This is a genomic window from Amycolatopsis sp. NPDC051128 (assembly GCF_040682715.1).
Taxonomy (GTDB): Bacteria; Actinomycetota; Actinomycetes; order Mycobacteriales; family Pseudonocardiaceae; genus Amycolatopsis.
This window is the reverse complement of record NZ_JBFBBN010000010.1, coordinates 160,209-178,549: the sequence shown is the minus strand read 5'-3', so window position 1 is coordinate 178,549 and position 18,341 is coordinate 160,209. Positions and strand designations below refer to the sequence as shown.

General features: G+C 71.4%; 18 protein-coding genes and 1 pseudogene. 11 read left to right on the top strand and 8 right to left on the bottom strand.

Translation table 11 applies throughout. From position 1 onward, the window contains the following. Positions 1-117 precede the first annotated feature (117 nt). Entirely contained in the window at positions 118-2,385 is a 2,268-nt protein-coding gene (locus AB0M82_RS14210) for a M4 family metallopeptidase (RefSeq protein ID WP_364721400.1), read from the bottom strand. Positions 2,386-3,003: 618 nt separating this feature from the next. On the opposite strand from AB0M82_RS14210, the gene AB0M82_RS14205 reads away from it, so the two are divergent. Continuing rightward, the gene (locus tag AB0M82_RS14205) at positions 3,004-3,789 is read left to right on the top strand and encodes a TIGR00730 family Rossman fold protein (protein WP_364721398.1); all 786 of its coding nucleotides are present in this window, start codon (positions 3,004-3,006) and stop codon (positions 3,787-3,789) included. Further along, complete coding sequence (locus AB0M82_RS14200) at positions 3,789-4,373, top strand: TIGR00730 family Rossman fold protein (protein WP_364721459.1); 585 nt, start codon at positions 3,789-3,791, stop codon at positions 4,371-4,373. The genes AB0M82_RS14205 and AB0M82_RS14200 overlap by 1 nt, the downstream gene beginning before the upstream one ends. A 13-nt stretch (positions 4,374-4,386) precedes the next feature. On the opposite strand, the pseudogene AB0M82_RS14195 reads toward AB0M82_RS14200, so the two are convergent. Continuing rightward, positions 4,387-5,184, bottom strand: a pseudogene (locus tag AB0M82_RS14195) (LysR family transcriptional regulator); the annotation flags it as partial. Between the two features lie 70 nt (positions 5,185-5,254). Here AB0M82_RS14195 and AB0M82_RS14190 point away from each other — a divergent pair. Continuing rightward, entirely contained in the window at positions 5,255-5,977 is a 723-nt protein-coding gene (locus tag AB0M82_RS14190) for an SDR family oxidoreductase (protein ID WP_364721396.1), read from the top strand. Positions 5,978-5,980: 3 nt separating this feature from the next. Here the strand turns inward: AB0M82_RS14190 and AB0M82_RS14185 are convergent, their stop codons facing one another. Continuing rightward, a complete protein-coding gene (locus tag AB0M82_RS14185) occupies positions 5,981-6,655 on the bottom strand; it encodes a lysophospholipid acyltransferase family protein (protein ID WP_364721394.1) in 675 nt (224 codons plus the stop codon). Positions 6,656-6,706: 51 nt separating this feature from the next. Here AB0M82_RS14185 and AB0M82_RS14180 point away from each other — a divergent pair, with 51 nt between their 5' ends. Beyond that, complete coding sequence (locus AB0M82_RS14180) at positions 6,707-7,609, top strand: glucosyl-3-phosphoglycerate synthase (RefSeq protein ID WP_364721392.1); 903 nt, start codon at positions 6,707-6,709, stop codon at positions 7,607-7,609. On the opposite strand, the gene cydC is transcribed toward AB0M82_RS14180, so the two are convergent. From cydC to AB0M82_RS14160, 4 genes are all read right to left on the bottom strand, one after another. Continuing rightward, positions 7,545-9,134: a thiol reductant ABC exporter subunit CydC gene (gene cydC / locus AB0M82_RS14175; protein WP_364721457.1), complete on the bottom strand. Its 1,590-nt coding sequence runs from the start codon at positions 9,132-9,134 to the stop codon at positions 7,545-7,547. The genes AB0M82_RS14180 and cydC overlap by 65 nt on opposite strands. 125 nt (positions 9,135-9,259) lie before the next feature. After that, positions 9,260-10,822, bottom strand: coding sequence for a thiol reductant ABC exporter subunit CydD (gene cydD, locus AB0M82_RS14170; protein WP_364721390.1), 1,563 nt, complete (start codon positions 10,820-10,822; stop codon positions 9,260-9,262). A gap of 9 nt (positions 10,823-10,831) precedes the next feature. Beyond that, complete coding sequence (cydB, locus tag AB0M82_RS14165) at positions 10,832-11,818, bottom strand: cytochrome d ubiquinol oxidase subunit II (protein WP_364721388.1); 987 nt, start codon at positions 11,816-11,818, stop codon at positions 10,832-10,834. Positions 11,819-11,821: 3 nt separating this feature from the next. Beyond that, entirely contained in the window at positions 11,822-12,982 is a 1,161-nt protein-coding gene (locus tag AB0M82_RS14160) for a cytochrome ubiquinol oxidase subunit I (RefSeq protein WP_364721385.1), read from the bottom strand. Positions 12,983-13,122: 140 nt separating this feature from the next. Here AB0M82_RS14160 and AB0M82_RS14155 point away from each other — a divergent pair, with 140 nt between their 5' ends. The 5 genes from AB0M82_RS14155 to AB0M82_RS14135 are packed head-to-tail and all read left to right on the top strand — an operon-like array spanning position 13,123 to position 15,436. Next, a complete protein-coding gene (locus AB0M82_RS14155) occupies positions 13,123-13,440 on the top strand; it encodes a helix-turn-helix transcriptional regulator (protein ID WP_364721382.1) in 318 nt (105 codons plus the stop codon). Further along, positions 13,437-14,105: a permease prefix domain 1-containing protein gene (locus AB0M82_RS14150; RefSeq protein WP_364721379.1), complete on the top strand. Its 669-nt coding sequence runs from the start codon at positions 13,437-13,439 to the stop codon at positions 14,103-14,105. Before AB0M82_RS14155 ends, AB0M82_RS14150 begins: the two co-directional genes overlap by 4 nt. Next, positions 14,102-14,425: a DivIVA domain-containing protein gene (locus tag AB0M82_RS14145; RefSeq protein ID WP_364721377.1), complete on the top strand. Its 324-nt coding sequence runs from the start codon at positions 14,102-14,104 to the stop codon at positions 14,423-14,425. The genes AB0M82_RS14150 and AB0M82_RS14145 overlap by 4 nt, the downstream gene beginning before the upstream one ends. Then, positions 14,422-14,880, top strand: a complete 459-nt coding sequence (locus AB0M82_RS14140; protein WP_364721374.1) for an SRPBCC family protein — start codon at positions 14,422-14,424, stop codon at positions 14,878-14,880. Before AB0M82_RS14145 ends, AB0M82_RS14140 begins: the two co-directional genes overlap by 4 nt. Then, positions 14,873-15,436, top strand: a complete 564-nt coding sequence (locus AB0M82_RS14135) for a DNA-3-methyladenine glycosylase I (RefSeq protein WP_364721371.1) — start codon at positions 14,873-14,875, stop codon at positions 15,434-15,436. The genes AB0M82_RS14140 and AB0M82_RS14135 overlap by 8 nt, the downstream gene beginning before the upstream one ends. Positions 15,437-15,506: 70 nt before the next feature. Here the strand turns inward: AB0M82_RS14135 and AB0M82_RS14130 are convergent, their stop codons facing one another. After that, positions 15,507-16,301 (bottom strand): enoyl-CoA hydratase-related protein, encoded by a 795-nt coding sequence (locus AB0M82_RS14130; RefSeq protein ID WP_364721368.1) that lies wholly within the window; start codon positions 16,299-16,301, stop codon positions 15,507-15,509. 197 nt (positions 16,302-16,498) lie between these two features. Here AB0M82_RS14130 and AB0M82_RS14125 point away from each other — a divergent pair, with 197 nt between their 5' ends. Further along, complete coding sequence (locus tag AB0M82_RS14125) at positions 16,499-16,666, top strand: DUF3117 domain-containing protein (RefSeq protein WP_005155393.1); 168 nt, start codon at positions 16,499-16,501, stop codon at positions 16,664-16,666. Between the two features lie 90 nt (positions 16,667-16,756). Next, a complete protein-coding gene (locus tag AB0M82_RS14120; protein ID WP_364721365.1) occupies positions 16,757-18,262 on the top strand; it encodes a M17 family metallopeptidase in 1,506 nt (501 codons plus the stop codon). The last annotated feature ends 79 nt before the right edge of the window (positions 18,263-18,341 follow it).

The following is an 18,341-nucleotide window of genomic DNA, read 5'->3' as shown; positions in this document are numbered from 1 at the left end:
TTTTTCTCCCCCTATACGGGGGGGTGTTATCGTGGGTGGGCGTTGGGCCTCAACTGGTGTTTTTCGATATTTTTGGGACTTTAAGTCCCTCAATGCGACATTCACGGCCTTGAGGCGCTAGATGGTGAGGGTCCAGCTGGAGAGGTAGCCGGTGTCGGCGGGGCCGACGTCCTTGATCTGGAGTTTCCAGGTTCCGTTGGCGGTTTCGGTGGAGGCGTTGACGGTGTAGGTGGTGTTGATGTTGGGCGTGGAGCTGCTGCTGGAGTTCTTCATGCGGTAGCTGGTGCCGTCCGGGGCGATGAGGTCGAGAACGAGGTCACCGCTGTAGGTGTGGGTGATGTGGACTTCGACCTTTGTCGTCGAAGACGCGTTGCGTGCGCAGCCCGCAACGGTGTTGGTGCTGCTGACCGCGGCGCCCGGGTAGTCCGGGATGTCGAGCCGCGTCGAGTTGCTCACCGGGGCGCACGACGAGGTGGTCCCGACGGTCAGCGCGTACTGCGCGGTGTGGTCGGTGCTCGCCCCGTCGGCGGTGATGGTCACCTGGCTGGTGCCGTTCGGCGTCGACGCGGAAGTCGCGATGGTCAGCGTCGACGTGCCACCCGCCTGGATGGTGGCCGGGCTGAACGTCGCGGTCGCGCCCGCGGGCAGACCGGAAGCCGACAGCGTGATCGACTGGGCCGCGCCGGAGGTGATCGCGGTGCTGACGGTCGTGGTGGCCGTGCCACCCGGCTGCACGGAACCCGAAGCCGGGTTCAGCGCGACCGAGAAGTCCGGGCCGCCGCCGCTGCAGGAGGCCGGCTCGCCGGTCGCGGCGGTGACGGAGACGGCGTCCCACGCGGCCTTGGTGGCGTTGTACTCGGTGCAGCTGCCCGGGAACAGGGCGATCGCGGCTTCGAGGGTCGCCTTGCGGGCGGCCTTGTGGTTCCACGACGAGGTCTTCTTCAGCAGGCCGTTGTAGAAGATCTTGCCGGCCTTCTGGATGCCGACGCCGGTGACCGAAGAGTTGTTGCAGGTCGGGCTGGCCGGCTTGCCGCCACCGGGGTTGGAGCCCTCGGCGAGCAGGTAGAACCAGTGGTTCTGCGGGCCGGCGGCGGCGTGCACCTCGGTGCTCGGGATCGACGAGGAGTAGCAGTTCGGGTCGCCGACCTTCGACGGCTGGTACATGTAGCGGATCGGGCCGTCGCCGACCAGGTTGACGCCCTCGCCGACCTCGTAGTCCGGCGTGTCCTTGGCGTTGTTCGCGTACGCCTCGGTGAGCGCGCCGAAGATGTCGCCGGTCGACTCGTTCATGCCGCCGTTTTCGTTGCCGGAACCGGCACCGCCCGGGGTGAACTGGAAGACGCCGTGCCCGAACTCGTGGCCGACGACGTCCATCGAAGTGGCCTGGCGCTTGTTGTCCTGCGAGTGGCCGAAGTGGGTCGACGAGCCGTTCCAGTAGGCGTTGACGTCGCCGAGGCCCACCGAAGCCGGGTAGCCGGTGCCGCTGCCGTTGATGCCGTTGCGGCCGAGCCACTCGCTCAGCATCTTCCACTCGGTCTGGACGCTGTACAGCGTGTCGACGCAGGCGGTTTCGAGGTCGGTGCCGGAGCCGTTGCCCCAGTTGTCGTCCGTGCCGCTGTAGACGGAGCCGCCTTCACGGCCGCAGCTGAGACCGGTGCGGCCCGGGTCGCGCATCGTGTACGTGCTGCCGGACTGCGTCGTGTCGATGGAGACATTGCCGACGTAGTAACTGTTCCCGGTGCCCGCGAGGTTCACCGTGCCGGGCTGGGCCTGGCGCTTCGCGCCGGAGTCGAACGTCCTGACGTCGTCCCGCTTGTCGAGCACCGCGCCGGTCGCCGCGTCGACGAACACGTGCAGGTTGCTCGGCGCCGTGGCGGTGCGCCCGGCGACGACGACCTCGTAGGCGAGCTTCGGGCCGGCCCCGGCCAGCACCACCTTCTCCGGCGCGCTCACACTGTCCACAGTGGGCAGTTGAGCGCGCGCGATGGCAGCGGCTTTCGCGGCGTCGACGAGCGCCTGTGTTGCGACGCTGATCGGCGCGGTCTCGGCAGCGCTGGTGCCGCGGACGCGCCCGGCCCCGTCGGCGACGACCACCGCGTCCCCGCCCACGACCCGCAGGCCCTGGTAGGTCCGCTGGTAGGCGCCGTAGAAGAGGCCGCCGCCGCCGGCGGTCAACCCGACGCGCTGGAACGCTTCGGCGGGGCCGCGGCGCAGCGCGTCGAGGCCGCTCGCGGCGGCCTGGTCGGCCGCGCGGGCGGCCACCGCTTCGGGGGCGGCCGGTTGGGCGACGGCCGGGGTCGCGCTCGCCGGTGGCACCGGCAGCGCGAGTGTCATGGCGAGCCCGGCGGCCGCCGCCAAGCCCGTTCTGAACCCACGATGGGTCATCGAGGTCTTCCTTCCATGAAGGCAGAATCGTGAACAGGTAAGGGAAAGCGGGGAGACGTGTCCGGCCTGCCGACAGGAGGTATGCGTCCGGACGCATCTGAGTAAAGGATCAGTGGATCGGGACGTCAATGCGCCGAACGGACCAACGCCGCGTTCCGGACCAGCGGCTCAATTCGTACAAACCCCGTCGCAGCAGGGAATTTCCCGCGCCGTCCGTCCCGGAACGACTTTCGTAGGGATTGTCCCGGACACCATCCGAACGCCGGAGTTCGCGCTGCCTGAGCCCGCGTCCGGACCGCCCACCGGTCTGAACCAATTCACCGCGCCGGATCACGCGAGTCCCGCGTTCAATCACGCGAGTCCCGCGCCGGATCACGCGAAGCGTGGTGACCGGGGAGGCATCTCACGTGATTGGAGGGGCATCACTCGTGATGGGGGACCGGCGACTTCGCCGACCCGCCCGCCCGGGAATGCACCCGTCCGTATGAATCCTTCGACGGCCAGGGAAGCCGCCACGCGGACGACTCGAGTTCATGGCCCGGCAACGAGCCGGCCATCGGCTTCACCTCCACGGCACTCTTGGCATTTTCACTGGCGGCCAGGCCGTAGCATGGCGAGGTGAGCGAAGAGTCTGAATGGCCGGACGGCCAGTACCCCGAACGCCCGGTAGAGCGCCACAAGGGCCCGGTCGTGCTGCGTCGCGACCGCCGCGACCAGGGCAGCACCACCGACCAGCGGCTGCTGGACTCGCGCGGCCCGAGCGACTGGGTGCACACCGACCCGTGGCGGGTGCTGCGGATCCAGGCCGAGTTCGTCGAGGGCTTCGGCGCCCTCGCCGAGGTCCCGCGCGCGGTCACCGTGTTCGGCTCGGCGCGCACCAAGCGCGACAGCCCCGAGTACGAGCTCGGCCGCAAGATCGGCGCCGCGCTGGCCAACGCCGGTTTCGCCGTGATGACCGGCGGCGGCCCCGGCGCGATGGAGGCGGTCAACCGCGGCGCGGCCGAGGCCGGCGGGTTCTCCGTCGGGCTCGGCATCGAGCTGCCGTTCGAGCAGGGCCTGAACCCGTGGGTCGACCTCGGCGTCAACTTCCGCTACTTCTTCGCCCGCAAGACGATGTTCATCAAGTATTCGCAGGCCTTCATCTGCCTGCCTGGCGGCTTCGGCACGCTCGACGAGCTGTTCGAGGCGCTGACCCTGGTGCAGACCAAGAAGGTCACGAAGTTCCCGGTGGTGCTGTTCGGCAGCGACTACTGGGGCGGGCTCTACGACTGGATCGCCAAGACCGTGCAGGCCGAGGGCAAGATCAGCCCGCACGACCTGGGTCTCCTGCACGTCACCGACGACATCGACGACGCCGTCCGCGTGGTGCAGGAGTCCTACCAGGCGTGGGAAGACACGCACTGATGCGCCGGATCTGCGTGTTCTGCGGTTCGGCGATGGGCTTCTCGCCGCGCTACGCCGAGCAGGCGGCCGGGCTCGGCAAGCTGCTGGCCCAGCGCGGTATCGGCCTGGTCTACGGCGGCGCGAGCGTCGGCACGATGGGCGTGGTCGCCGACGCGGCACTGGCCGCGGGCGGTGAGGTGATCGGGGTGATCCCGGAGGCGCTTTCGAGCGTCGAGATCGCGCACGCCGGGCTGTCCGAGCTGCACGTCGTCAAGGACATGCACGAACGCAAGGCGAAGATGGCGGCCCTGTCCGACGGCTTCCTCGCGCTCCCCGGTGGCGCGGGCACGCTGGAGGAGCTGTTCGAGGTCTGGACGTGGGCCCAGCTCGGCCTGCACGGCAAGCCGATCGGCCTCGTCGACGTCGACGGCTACTACGCCCCGCTGATGACCTTCGCCGACCACATGGTCAGCGAAGGGTTCGTCAAGCCGGGCTACCGGGAACTGCTGCTGACGGACGCGGACCCGGCGGTGCTGCTGGACCGGTTCGAGACGTACGAGCCGCCGGCCGCGCCGAAGTGGGCGAAGGAGCCGCCGGGGATCTGACGTCGGTGCACGCCCGCACGAACGCGGCCACCGCCCGCGACCGTGTCCGGTCGGGCCACGCGAGCAGGATCGAAGTCCGAGGCGCGTCGAGCACCGGCACGCACGCCACGTCCGGCCGTACGTGGCGCCTCGCCGACTCCGGAACCACGGCGACGACCTGGCCCAGCGCCACCAGCTGCAGCAGCTGACCCGGGTCGCGCACCTCGGGACCGGTCCCGTCGCTGCCGGGCCAGCGGGGGAGCGGCTCGCCGTCGAGGTCGGCGAGGACCAGCGCCGCGCGGCCGGCCAGCCGGTGGCCGCGGGAGAGCATCGCCACCTGGTCCTGCTCCAGCAGCAGCTCGGTGTCGAACCCCGCGAGGTCGTCGTACGCGCCGTGCAGGAACGCCAGGTCGACGCGGCCGTCGCGCAGCATCCGGGCCTGCTCGCCGAACCCGCACACGACGACTTCGACCTCGACGGCGTCCGGGTCGGCCCGGTAGCCGGGCAGGATCCGGTCGAGCAGGCCCGCGTCGCCGTCGGGCTTCATCGCCACCAGCAGCCGCGGCACCTCCTGCCCCGCGCGCCGCGCCCGGCGCACCGCGGCCTCGACCGCGTCCAGCGCTTTATGGCTCTCCGCAAGGAAAACCGCGCCCGCGGGCGTCAGGTTCACGCCGCGGCTCGTGCGTTCCAGCAGCGTGACACCCATCCGGCGTTCGAGCTGCTGGATGGCGCGAGACAGCGGAGGCTGCGCCATGCCGAGGCGCTGCGCCGCACGGCCGAAGTGCAGTTCTTCGGCAACGGCGACGAAATACGCGAGCTCCCGCGTCTCCATATCACCAGGGTATCGGCCGATGCGGCATCGGTGTTGGCCGGCGCGGGCACCCCGCTGGTGTCCTGGAGCCATGAACGAAATCACTTTGGTCACCGGCGCGAACAAGGGCATCGGCCGCGAGATCGCCGCTCAGCTCGCCGCTCTTGGGCACACCATCGTCGTCGGCGCCCGCAGCGCCGAACTCGGCGAGAAGGCCGCCGCGGAACTGGGCGCCGATTCGGTGGTGCTCGACGTGACCGACCCGGCGTCGGTCGCCGTCGCGGCCGACGCCATCGAGGCCCGCTACGGCCGCCTTGACGTCTTGATCAACAACGCGGGCATCAGCCGCCCGCCGGGCACGGACCTCTCGAACCAGCGCCCCGCGTCCGCCGACGTCGGCACTCTTCGCGCGATCTTCGAGACGAACTTCTTCGGCGTCGTCACGGTCACCAACGCCCTGCTGCCGCTGCTGCGCCGGTCGGCCGCGCCGCGCATCGTCAACGTGTCCAGCGGCGCCGCGTCCTTGGCCAGGAACGCCGATCCGGAACTTGCCGTCCACCTGCCCATTTCGGCGGGCTACACCCCGTCGAAGACCGCGTTGACAGCGCTGACGATCCAGTACGCGAGGGAACTGCGCGCGGACGGCGTCCTCGTCAACGCCGTCTGCCCGGGCTACTGCGCCACCGACCTCAACGACCACTCCGGCTACCGCACGCCGGCCCAGGGCGCGGTGGCGGCGGTCCGGATGGCGACGATCCCCGCCGGCGGCCCGACCGGCACCTTCGTCGACGACGAGGGTCCGGTGCCCTGGTGAACGTCAGGCGACGCCTTCGCTGGGGCGCTTGTGGTAGGTGTCGACGTACTCCTGACCCGAAAGCTCCAGGATCGTGTACATGACCTCGTCGGTGACCGACCGGCGGATCGCCGGCGAATAGTCCTGGCCTTCGTAGCGCGAGAAGTCCAGCGGCTTGCCGAACGTGATCCCGATCTTCGCGAGCCGGGGGATGCGGGCGCCCTTCGGCTGGAGGTTCTCGGTGCCGGTCAGCGCCACCGGCACCACCTTCGCGCCGGTCGCCAGGGCCAGCGCCGCGACGCCGGTGTGGCCGCGGTGCAGCCGGCCGTCCAGCGAGCGGGTGCCCTCGGGGTAGATCGCGAAGACGCCACCCGCGTCGAGCACCTTGCGGGCCGCCTCCAGCGCGGCGAGCCCCGCCTGGGCGTTGCCGCGCTCGACCGGCACGTAGCCGAGGCCGCCGAGGAACCCGGCCAGGAGCTTGCCCTTGACGCCCTTGCCGACGAAGTACTCCGCCTTGCCCAGGAACTTGACCTGCCGCGGGGTCGCGAACGTGATCACGCCGGTGTCGAGGGCCGCCCGGTGGTTGGCCGCCAGGAGCACCGGGCCCGTGGTGGGCACGTTCTCCACGCCGTTCACCTCGGGCCGGTACAACGCCCTGGCCAGCGGTCCCAGCACGAAGCGGACAAGCAGCGCGATCAAGTGGTCCTCCTCCTCGGATGCGGTGCCATCAGCATGGCACGATCGCTACTCGTGAGTTGGTTCGAGCGGCGTACGTGGCAGGAGCCCGGTTGGACGCCCGGCGACATCCTGGCCGCGAAGGGTGACCGGACGGTTTCGGTCGTGCTACCGGCGCTGGACGAAGAGCGGACCGTGGGCGACGTCGTCGCCTCGGTGCGGCCGCTGCTCGGCGGGGTCGTCGACGAGCTCGTCGTCATGGACTCGGGTTCCACGGATGCCACCGCGCAAACCGCCGAGGCCGCCGGCGCGCGGGTGGTCCGCCGTGAGGACGTCCTGCCGGACCTGCCGCCGGTGCCCGGCAAGGGCGAGGTGCTGTGGCGCTCGTTGGCCGCCACCAGCGGCGACTTCGTCGTGTTCCTCGACTCCGACCTCGTCGACCCGGATCCGGCGTTCGTGCCGTCGCTGCTCGGCCCGCTGCTGACGGCGCCGGGCGTGCACCTGGTCAAGGGTTTCTACCGGCGTCCGCTGCGGCTGGAGAGCGATGGCGGCGGGCGCGTCACCGAACTGCTCGCGCGGCCGGTGCTGTCGGCGCTGCGCCCGGCGCTCGGCGGGCTGGTCCAGCCCCTCGGCGGCGAGTACGCGGGCACCCGCGAGTTCCTCGAATCGGTGCCGTTCGCCGCCGGGTACGGCGTCGAGATCGGGCTGTTGCTCGACGCCGAGGCGCGGTACGGCCTCGACGGGCTCGCGCAGGTCAACCTCGGGGTCCGCAAGCACCGGAACCGGTCGCTGCCCCAGCTGGGTGTGATGTCCCGGCAGATCCTCGGCACGGCGCTCGCGCGCTGCGGGGTCCCGGCCGCGGACGCGCCGTTCACGCAGTTCGTGCAGGTCGACGAGGAGTGGCTGCCGGACGTCACGGACGTCCGGGTCGCCGACCGGCCGCCGATGCGGGAAGTGCTCGCCCGTCCTCGAGGGTGAGGACCTCGTCGAAGCCGTCGAGGTGCTCGGGGCGGTGGGTGACGAGGACGACGGTGCCTTTCGCGGTGTCGAGAACGCGCTTGAGGACGGCGTCGCCGTGGGCGGGGTCGAGGCCTTCGACGGGCTCGTCGAGCACCAGGACCGGGGGTGCGGCCAGGACCGCGCGGGCGAGGATCAGCCGCTGCCGCTGGCCGCCGGACAGCGCGTCGCCGTCCGGGCCTGTCTCGCGGTCCAGCGCCAGGTCGAAGCCCGCGGTTTCGCAGGCTTCGCGCATTTCGGCGTCGGTCGCGCCCGGCTTCGCGATCAGGAGGTTCTCGCGGACGGTCGTGTGGAAGACGTGGGCGTCGGCTTCGGCTCCCGAGATGACTTTCGAGAGGTCTTCGTACTCGGCGAGCGGGTGGCCGTCGAGCGTCACCTGTCCTTCCGTCGGGATTTCGGTCCCGAGGAGCAGACGGAGCAGCGTCGTCTTGCCGGCGCCGCTCGGGCCGAGGATCCCGACGCGCTTGCCGGGCGGAAGGTCGAGGTCGACGTTCTTCAGCGCGGGCGCGCGGCCTGGGTGGCGGAGGGTGGCTGCGGCGAGCCGGAAGTGCCCTGGCCCCGGGGTGCGGGTGCCGCTGGCGGCCGGCTCGGCGAGCACGGCCCGGACCCGGGCGGCCGACGCGCGGATCTCCGGGACGCGGCGCGCGGCGCCGATCAGCGGGAGGACGACCTCGAACGCCGTCATGGCGGCCAGTGCCAGCGCGGCGGTCCACGGCACGGAGGCGTCCGCGAGCAGGGCGACGGCGACGGTGGTGAGGAGCTGGACGAGGGTGCCTGCGGCGGCGAGCAGGGCAGTCTTGGCCGAAACGGTCCGTTCGCTTCCGGCGAGCTCGTCGACCACCGCGTGCGCTGTGCTTCGTTTCTCCTCCAGCACGCCGGCGGCGACGAGCTCCCGCTGCCCGGTGACGAGCTCGACGGCGTGCTCGGCCAGCTCGGCGCGCTTCGGGGCGTGGGCTTTGCCCGCGTTGGCGGTGACGCGGACGACCAGCCACGGCAGGAACCCGCCCGCGGTGAGCAGCCCGGCCACGAGCGCGGCGGCGGCCGCCGCGGACGCGGTGGCGGTGACGGCGACGGCGGCGGTCCCGACGAGCGCGGCGACTCCGGCCGGCAACAGCCACCGCAGGACGGCGTCCTGCAGAGCGTCCACATCGGACACGAGCCGGGTGACGAGATCCCCGCCGGAGTACCGGGAGCCGGGCGCGAGGGCTTGGTAGACGCGGGCGCGCAGGGCGCCCAGCCACCGCAGCACGACTTCGTGCCCGGCGAGGCGTTCGGCGTACCGCAGCCCGCCGCGCAGAAGGGCCAGCGTGCGAACGGCCACGATGGCGACGGTCAGCGCGGCCAGCGGTGGCCGCTCGGCGGCGCGGAGAAGAAGCCAGGCAGCGGTGGCCATGAGGGCGAGCGCGGCGAGTTCGGCCCCGGCACCGAGGAACGCGGCGCGGAGCAGCCGCAGGACGTCCTTTGTGGACACGCCCCAGGTCCGCAGAGCAGCCCCCACCCGTCCCGGGGGGCGTCCCCAGTTCCATCGTACCGGCGCCGGACCGCGTGAAGCGGCCGTTCGGCGATCTGTGGATGACTGCTGCCCTGTGGACAGAAAACTTGACAACCGGCTCATGCCGCCACCTCCGTGCGAATCCGGCCCTCGCGCAGCTCCACCACCCGGTCCGCCAGCGAAACCATCGCCGGGCGGTGGGCGACCAGCACCGCCGTCCGGTCCGGCAGGAGGCGCCGGGTCGCCGAAAGGACCGCCGCCTCCGTGCGGGCGTCCAGCCGGGCCGTCGGCTCGTCGAGCAGGATCAAGCCCGCCGATGTCCGGGCCAGTGCCCGCGCCAAGCCGATCCGCTGCCGCTGGCCCGCCGACAGTCCCTCGCCCAGTTCGCCCACCGGGGTCGAGTAGCCCGCCGGCAACCCCGCCACCACCGAGTCCAGCGCCGCCGCCCGGGCCGCTGTCACGATGTCGGCGCCGGGAAGACCCAGCGCGATGTTCGAAGCCAGCGATCCCCGGAACAGCGTCGGCCGTTGCGGGACCCACGCGATGTCGGCCAGCCAGCCGTCCGGCGAAAGCGAGCGCAGGTCGACGCCGTCGACCAGGACCCGTCCCGACGTCGGCGGCACGAACCCCAGCAGCACCGCCAGCAACGTGCTCTTGCCGGATCCGCTCGGCCCCACCAAGGCCACGTGCGAACCGGCAGGCACCGAAAGATCCACTTCGGACAGTGCGCAGACCCCGTCGTAGGAAACCGAAACTCGCTCCAGGACCAAGGAAGGCGCGCCACGGCGACGGGTCCGGGCCGCGGTGCGAACGGAAACCACCGGCACCGCGAGCGCCTCCCGCAACGCCGTCAACCCCTCCGCCGCCGCGTGGAACTTCGCGCCCGCCGCCCGCAGCGGCAGGTAGGCCTCCGGTGCCAGGACCAGGATCAGCAGCGCCGTCCGCGCGTCCAGCCCGCCGCCCAGGAGCCGGAACCCGATCGGCACCGCGACCAGCGCCACCGACAGCGTCGCGACCAGCTCCAGCACCAGCGACGACAGGAACGCCACCCGCAACGTCTTCATCGTCGCGTCGGCGTGCGCGCGCGCCATCGACCGGACCACTTCCGCCTGCCCCGACGCCCGCCCGAACACCTTCAGCGTGCCGAGCCCGCGCACGACGTCGAGGAAGTGCCCGCCCAGCTTCGTGAGCAAGCCCCACTGCCGCTCGGCCTGCGCCGACGCCGCCTTGCCGACGAGGATCGCGAACACCGGGATCAGCGGCAGCGTCGCGGTGACGACGAGCGCCGACGTCAGGTCCGTCGTGAACAGCCGCACGATGACCGCGACCGGCACCGCCACCGACACGACCAGCGACGGCAGGTACCCGGTCAAGTAGCTGTCCGTGGCGTCGACACCGCGCGTGACCTGCGTCGCGACGACGCCCGCGCGGTCCGAAGACGACTCGAGCAACCGCCGGCGCAGCCCGCCGCGCACCGAGGCCGCGAACCGTCCACCGAGGACACCGTGAGCGAGGGAAAGCGCGACCCGCGAAGCGATGGCCGCGGCCAGGAACCAGCTCACCCCGCCGCCGGTCAGCAGCGTGGCCAGTCCCTCGGCCTGGATCAGGATCGCGCCCGCGGTGAGCACCGCGAGCACGCTCAGCACGGCCAGGTACCGCCGGAGTCCGGGCAGAGCAGGCACCACGTCCCCCTAGAAGTGCAGCAGCGAGCGCTGGTCGACGGGACGCCGGTGCGTGCGCCAGGTCAGCCACTGCACCACCAGGAGCACCAGCACCGCCGGCGGGGCGAACCAGGCCAGCACCGCGAACGTCCCCGGCGCGGTCGCCGCCTGGTCGACGGTCAGCGCGTACCCGGGGGAGACCAGCACGGCCGGGAACCGCAGGGTTCCGGCGAGCAGGGCCGGGCAGGCCGAAAGCACCATCGCGCCGACGAGCGCCACCCGGTACCGCCGGGCCGCCAGGCCCACGCGGGTGACGGCGATGGCGGCGAAGGCCAGCGCGACCACGCCCACGCCGAGCGAGGTGCCGCCGTCGAGGGCGAAGAAACCCCACACCGTGGCGATGACGAGGAAGGCGAAAACGGGAGCCACGAAGGCCTTCGCCAGCCGCACCGCGCGTCCGGTCACCTCCGCCGGCGCGCGCACGGCGAGGAACACCGCGCCCTGGAGGCAGAACAAGGCGACGAACCCGAGCCCCCACAGCACGGCGTAGGGGTCGAAGAGCGCGAGGACGTTCCCGGACGGCGAGCCGTCGGCGTCCAGGGGCAGGCCGAGCACCAGGTTGCCGAGGAACAGGCCCCACGACAGCGCCGTCACCAGCGCGCCCCCGACGATGCCGGCGGTCCAGGCGCCGCGCCGCGCGTCCGGGCGGCGGCTGCGCAGCTGCATCGACGCGGTGAACGTGACCAGGCCGAGCAGCAGCGTCACGACGAGGACGTACGCCCCGGCGAACACCTTGCCCTCCAGGTGCGGGAACGCGCCGAACAACAGGCCGACCGCGGCCACCAGCCACACCTCGTTGGCCAGGAAGAACGGCCCGAGCGCGCCGAGCGTCCGGCGCCGCCGCCGCTCGTCGGCCTCGAACACGGGGAGCAGCATGCCGACGCCGTAGTCGTACCCCGCCAGCGCGAAGTACCCGCAGGTCAGCAGCCCCAGCACGCACCACCAGATGGTCACCATCGGTCAGACTCCGCTCAGGACGGGCAGTTCGGCGGGCTCCTCGACCGGCTCCGGGCCGCGCTTGGCGACCCGCGCCATGAGCACCCAGTCGGCGACCGCGAGCGCGGCGAACAGCAGTGAGAAGGCGATGAACGAGAACAGGATCTGGCCGGCGGGGACGTCCGAAATCGCGTCGGCGGTGCGCAGGTTCCCCCAGACCAGCCACGGCTGGCGGCCGAGCTCGCGCACCAGCCAGCCGAGGATCGCGGCCGCGAACGGCAACGGGATCGCCGCGACCATCAGGTAGTGCAGGAAGCGCGCCTTGGTGATCCAGTTCCGGATCAGGAGGACCCCGCCGAGGATCGCGCAGAGGAACATCACGAACCCGAGCATGATCATCAGGCCCAGCGGCAGGCCGACACCGCCGTCCTTGAGCTTGTCCGGCTGGTACTTCGCGAGCTCGGCGAACTGCGCGAAGCCCTGCTCGATCACGAAGAACGCGCCGATCAGCGACGCCACCACGCCGACGCGCATCGACCGGCGGAAGAACTCGATCTCGGTGGTGCGCTTGAGGAAGTGCCAGGCGCTGACGCCGACGACGAAGAAGCCGCCGGTCAGGATCGCGGCGCCGACGACGTGCGGCAGCGAAGCGGCCAGCGCGGGGTTCGCGAACAGCGCGCCGAAGTCGTCGAGGTGCAGCGTGCCGTTCTCGACGTGGCTGCCCACCGGGTTCTGCAGGAACGAGTTGGCCAGCATGATGAACAGCGCCGACGCGTACGCGGTCAGCGTGACCAGCCAGATCAGCGCCAGGTGCAGGCCCTTGTGCATGCGCCCGAAGCCGAAGATCCACAGGCCGAGGAAGGTCGACTCCAGGAAGAACGCGACCAGCGTCTCGATGGCCAGCGGCGCGCCGAAGACGTCGCCGGCGAATGTGGAAAGCCCGGTCCAGGTCAGCCCGAACTGGAATTCCATCACGATTCCGGTGACGATGCCCAGCGCGTAGTTGATCACGTACAGCCGGCCCCAGAAGCGCGTCATCCGCAGCAGTTCCGGCTTGCCGCCGAGCGTCCAGCGCGTCTGCATCACGGCCACCAGCGTGACCAGCCCCAGTGTGAGCAGCACGAACAGGAAGTGGAACGAGGTCGTCGTCGCGAACTGGAGTCTCGCGATCGGGAGTGCGTCCATGGCGGCCGACTATATACGTAGTCTGGCTACATGTAGCCACCAAATCCATGAGATCCGGGTCATCTCCGGGAAATGCCCCGGTGTCTTCGGGGTCTCCGGGCAATAGCCTTCCCGGGGTGGGATGCGTAGACTGCGTACCTATGAAGGCGGACACCTTGCGGGGGCACCTCGACGCGCTGCTGCTGGCCGTGCTCGACGGCCGGAAACTGCACGGCTACGCGATCATCGAGGCCCTTCAGCTGCGCAGCGACGGCGCGCTCGACCTGCCCACCGGTACCGTGTACCCGGCGCTGCGCCGGCTCGAGCGGGCCGGCTGGCTGGCCAGCGAGTGGGACGTCGTGTCCGGCCGCAAGCGGCGCACCTACCGCCTCACCCGCACCGGCCAGCAGGCCCTGCAGGCCGAGCGCGCCGAGTGGCGGGAGTTCACCGCGGTCATCGGGGGAGTACTGCAAGCATGATCGACGAATACCTGACGGACCTCGACCGGAGACTGCACGGGTGCGGCCGCTTCAAGGCCGACCTGCTGGCCGAGGCCCGCGACGGCCTGCACGACGCCGCCGACGCCTACCGCGCCGGCGGCTGGAGCGACGAGGACGCCGAGCGGCGCGCCGTAGCCGAGTTCGGCCCGGCGCCGGTCGTCGCCCGCGACTACCAGGCCGAGCTGGGCATGCTCAGCGGCGTCCGCACGCTGTGGAAGCTGGTGCTGGGCGTGCCCGCGATGCAGATCTCGTGGGACTACGCGCGCATCCTCACCTTCGGCGCCTGGACGAATCTGCCCACGTCGACGCCGGACTGGTACCGCGTGGTCGCGCACGCTTCCCACGGTGCGGTGTTCCTCGTCCCGGTGATCGGCCTGCTCGCGCTGCTCGGCACCCGCTGGCTCAGCCGGCGCCTCGACGCCGTCCGCCTCGCCCGGTTCTGCGGCATCCTGATCGCGCTGGCCGTCGGGATCAACCTCGCCTCGGTCGGGCTGCTGATCGGCGCGACCGGCGTCGTCGACGTTTCCCGCTTGTTCCTGAGCGTTCCGTGTGCCGTGCTGATGGTCGCCTGGGTGCTGCTTTCGGTCCGCCTCGTCGTGCTCGCGCGACGATCCTGGGGCGGGTATGCCACGATCGTGACGTGACGACCGCGCTGATCTACCTCGTAGTCATGCTGCTGGTGGCCGCCGTGGTGTTCCTGCTCGCCGCCGTGGTGTTCGGCCGGGGCGAGGAGCTCGCCCCGCTGCCGCCGGGCAGCTCGCCCACGCGGCTGCCCGCCGAGGACATCACCGGTGACGACCTGCAGGACGTGCGCTTCCAGCAGGTGCTGCGCGGCTACAAGATGTCCGAAGTGGACTGGGTGCTGCGCCGCCTCGGCGTCGAGATCGACGAGCTGCGCACCCGGGTGGCCGAGCTGGAGCAGCGCGAGCGCGAGCGGGAGAACTCGTCCGAGGGCGCCGAGTGACCGACCTGGTGCTCTCGGTCGACGTCCGCGCCCCGGCCGGGACGACCTGGCTCGCGCTGACGGACTGGGCGCGCCAGGGCGAGTGGATGCTCGGCACCGAGGTCGAAGTGGTCGAGGGCAACGGCCGCAGCGTCGGCTCGCGGCTGGCCGCGTTCACCGGGGTGGCCGGCGTCGGCTTCACCGACACCATGGAGATCACCAGCTGGGAGCCGCCGGTGCGGTGCGCGGTCCGGCACCTCGGCCGCGTCGTGCGGGGCACGGGCGTGTTCCAGGTGGTGCCGAAGGATGCGGCGCGTTCGACGTTCGTCTGGGCCGAGCACCTGCGGCTGCCGTTCGGGCCGCTGGGCAGGCTCGGCTGGCCGGTCGTACAGCCGGCGCTCGCGCTGGGGGTGCGCCAGTCGCTGCGGCGGTTCGCGCGGTTCGCGGAGAACTATTCGGTGGGTGGGGATGAGTGAACTGACCGGCGCCGACGGCGTCGCGCGGTGCAGCTGGGGCAATTCGACCCCGGACTACGTGTCGTACCACGACGAAGAGTGGGGTGTGCCGCTCCACGGGCAGGACGAGTTGTACGAGCGGTTGTGCCTGGAGTCGTTCCAGTCGGGGCTTTCGTGGATCACGATCCTGCGCAAGCGCGAGGGCTTCCGGAAGGCGTTCAAGCAGTTCAAGCCGGTGAAGGTGGCGAAGTTCGGCGATGCCGACGTCGAGCGGCTGATGCAGGACGCGTCGATCGTGCGGAACCGCGCGAAGATCCTGGCCGCGATCAAGAACGCGCGGGCGATCGCCTCGCTGGACACGCCGCTGGACGACCTCTTGTGGTCGTTCGCACCTTCGTCGCACAAGCGGCCGAAGACGATGGCCGACGTCCCGGCCATCACCGACGAGTCCAAGGCGATGGCGAAGGAGCTGAAGAAGCGCGGCTTCGTCTTCCTCGGCCCGACGACGTGCTACGCCCTGATGCAGGCCACCGGCATGGTCGACGACCACGTCCAAGGCTGCTTCCGCGCGAACTGACGGCCCTGGGTCCGCCGCGGCGGTCGTGAGTGAGAAACAGTGTGCTGACCCTGTTTCTCACTCACGACCCCTACTTGCCCTGGAAGTTCGGCTTGCGCTTGCCGACGAAGGCTTCGACGGCCTCGGTGTGGTCGGCGGTCGCGCCGAGCGCGCTCTGGGCGGCGTCCTCGGCGTCGAGTGCCTCGTCGAACGTCGACTGGGCGGCCAGGTTGAGCACGCTCTTGATCTTCGCGTAGGCCACCGTCGGCCCGGCCGCGAGCTTCGCCGCGACGGCTTGGGCGCGGGCCGGCAGTTCCTCGTCCGGCACGACTTCGCCGATCAGGCCGAGCCGTAGCGCCTCCGCCGCGTCGATGGTCCGGGCCAGCAACATCAGCTCGGCGGCCCGGCCGTAGCCGACCAGCCGCTGCAGCGTCCACGACGCGCCCGAGTCCGGCCCGAGCCCGACATTGGCGAAGGCCATCAGGAACGACGACGACTCGGCGGCGATCCGCAGGTCGCTCGCGTAGGCGAAGGCGGCCCCGGCGCCGGCGGCGGTGCCGTTGATCGCCGCGACGACCGGCTTCGCCATCGCCACGATCGTCCGGACGATCGGGTTGTAGTGCTCCTTCACCGTGTGTAGCGGGGCGGGGTCGCCCGCCTGCAGCAGTCCCACATGTTCCTTCAGGTCCTGCCCGGCGCAGAAAGCCTTGCCCGAACCGGTCAGCACGACCGCGCGGACGGCGTCGTCGTCCGCTGCCTCACGCAGCGCCGCGAGCAGTGCTTCCTTCAGCTCGACGGTCAGCGAGTTGTACGCCTGCGGCCGGTTGAGGGTGAGGGTGCGCACCCCGTCGGCGTCGGCGGTCAGCAGGACCTCGGATGTGGTCACGTCTTCTCCTTGCGCGGAAACATCGGTCGTCCGACAGTCTTCCACCTCGCGCGAGCCGCATACCAGCACCGATACGGCGGCAAAAGATCGGTCCGCTGATGCGCCCGGCCGCTGATGAGGGACAATGGGCACCAGACCCGGCTGGCTTTCACGCGAGCGCGACCCGGGCGCGCCGGTTGAGACGGAGGGAGCACGCTATGGCGGCCATGAAGCCCCGGACCGGAGATGGTCCCCTCGAAGTGACTAAGGAGGGGCGGGGCCTCGTGATGCGCGTACCGCTCGAGGGCGGTGGGCGACTCGTCGTCGAACTCTCCGCGGAAGAGGCGAAGGACCTCGGTGCCGCACTGCAGGAGGTCACCGGCTGAGCCGGCTCCCCTCGATCCGTCCTTCCGTCGCACCCCGGTCTCCCTCGGAGGCCGGGGTCGCGGTTCCTCTGCGCCTGAAGGTTGCTCACTGTGCGTAATCCGCTACCCCCCGTTCCGACGAATCTGCTCGACATCGAGATCGCGTCCGAGCTCCGTCGCGGTGTCCCGACGGCCCGGCTGGTGGCCGCCCCCGCAGAGGACCCAGCGGACCCAGCGGACCCAGAGGACCCAGCGGATTCAGCGGACGGCGAGGACGTCGAGCCCCTCGAGATCGGCGGGGTGCGGATCACCGGCAAGGCGGGCGACGTGCAGACGGTGCCCGGCGACGGCCCCCGCTGGGTCGCGGGGCTCGGCGACGGCGAGCCGAAGCAGTACCGCAAGACCGGCGCGGCGCTGGCCCGCGCGGTGAACGCGGCGCTGGCCGACGACGTCGAGCAGGGCGGCAAGGCGTTCCGCGCGGTGCAGCTGGCGCTGCCCGAGGAGGCCCGCGGCGAGCACGTCACCGATCTGGTGCTGGGGCTGCTGCTCGGTGGCTACCGGTACAAGGTGTCCGGCGAGGACCCGAAGCCGTCGGTGCGCACGGTGCGGCTGGTGGCGGAAAACTCCGGGGCTTTCGGCGAGCCGGTTTCCCGTGCCGCGGCGCTGGCTGCCGCGACGGCGCTCACCCGCGACCTCGCGAACACGCCGTCCAACGTGAAGACCCCGGCGTGGCTCGCGGACACGGCTTCCCGGGTAGCCGGGCCGGGCGTCGAAGTGACCGTCCGGGACGAGAAGTGGCTTGCGGCACAGGGGTTCGGCGGCATCCTGGCCGTCGGCGGCGGTTCGGCGCGGCCGCCGCGGCTGATCGAAATGGCGTACAAGCCGTCCGGTGCGGCGAAGCACCTGCTGCTGGTGGGCAAGGGCATCACGTTCGACACGGGCGGCCTGTCGATCAAGCCGGCCGACGGCATGCATCTGATGCGCACGGACATGGCGGGCGGCGCGGCGGTGATCGCGGCGATCCGCGGCATCGCGGCGCTGGGGCTGCCGGTGCGGGTGACGGCGCTGGTGCCGGCGGCGGAGAACCACGTGTCGGGGTCGGCGTACCGGCCCGGCGACATCGTCCGCCACTACGGCGGCAAGACGACCGAGGTCGCGAACACGGACGCGGAGGGCCGCATGGTCCTGGCCGACGCGCTGGCGTACGGCATCAAGCGGTTCGCCCCGGACTACGTGGTCGACGCGGCGACGTTGACCGGCGCGATGAAGGTCTCACTGGGTCTGCGCACGGGCGGGCTGTTCGCTTCCGACGACTCCTTGGCCGCTCTGGTCTCCGCCGCGGGCGCCCGGGTGGGCGAGGCCTGGTGGCGGATGCCCCTGGTGGAGGACTACGCGGAGAACGTCCGCGGCGAGTTCGGCGACGTCCGCCAGACCCCGGGAGGCCCGGGTGGCATCACGGCGGCGCTGTTCCTGCGCGAGTTCACGGAGGGACTGCCGTGGGCGCACCTGGACATCGCGGGGCCGGCCCGTTCGGAGAAGAGCTACGACGACGTCGTCCCCGGTGCGACCGGGTTCGCGGCCCGGACGCTGGTGGAGCTGGCGGCTTCGCTCGGCTGAGCCAGTTCGGTGAGCCTGCGCGACGCCGCCGCTGCTCGAGTGGAGCATCGCGCACCTGCCGCACACCGACGCCGCCCGC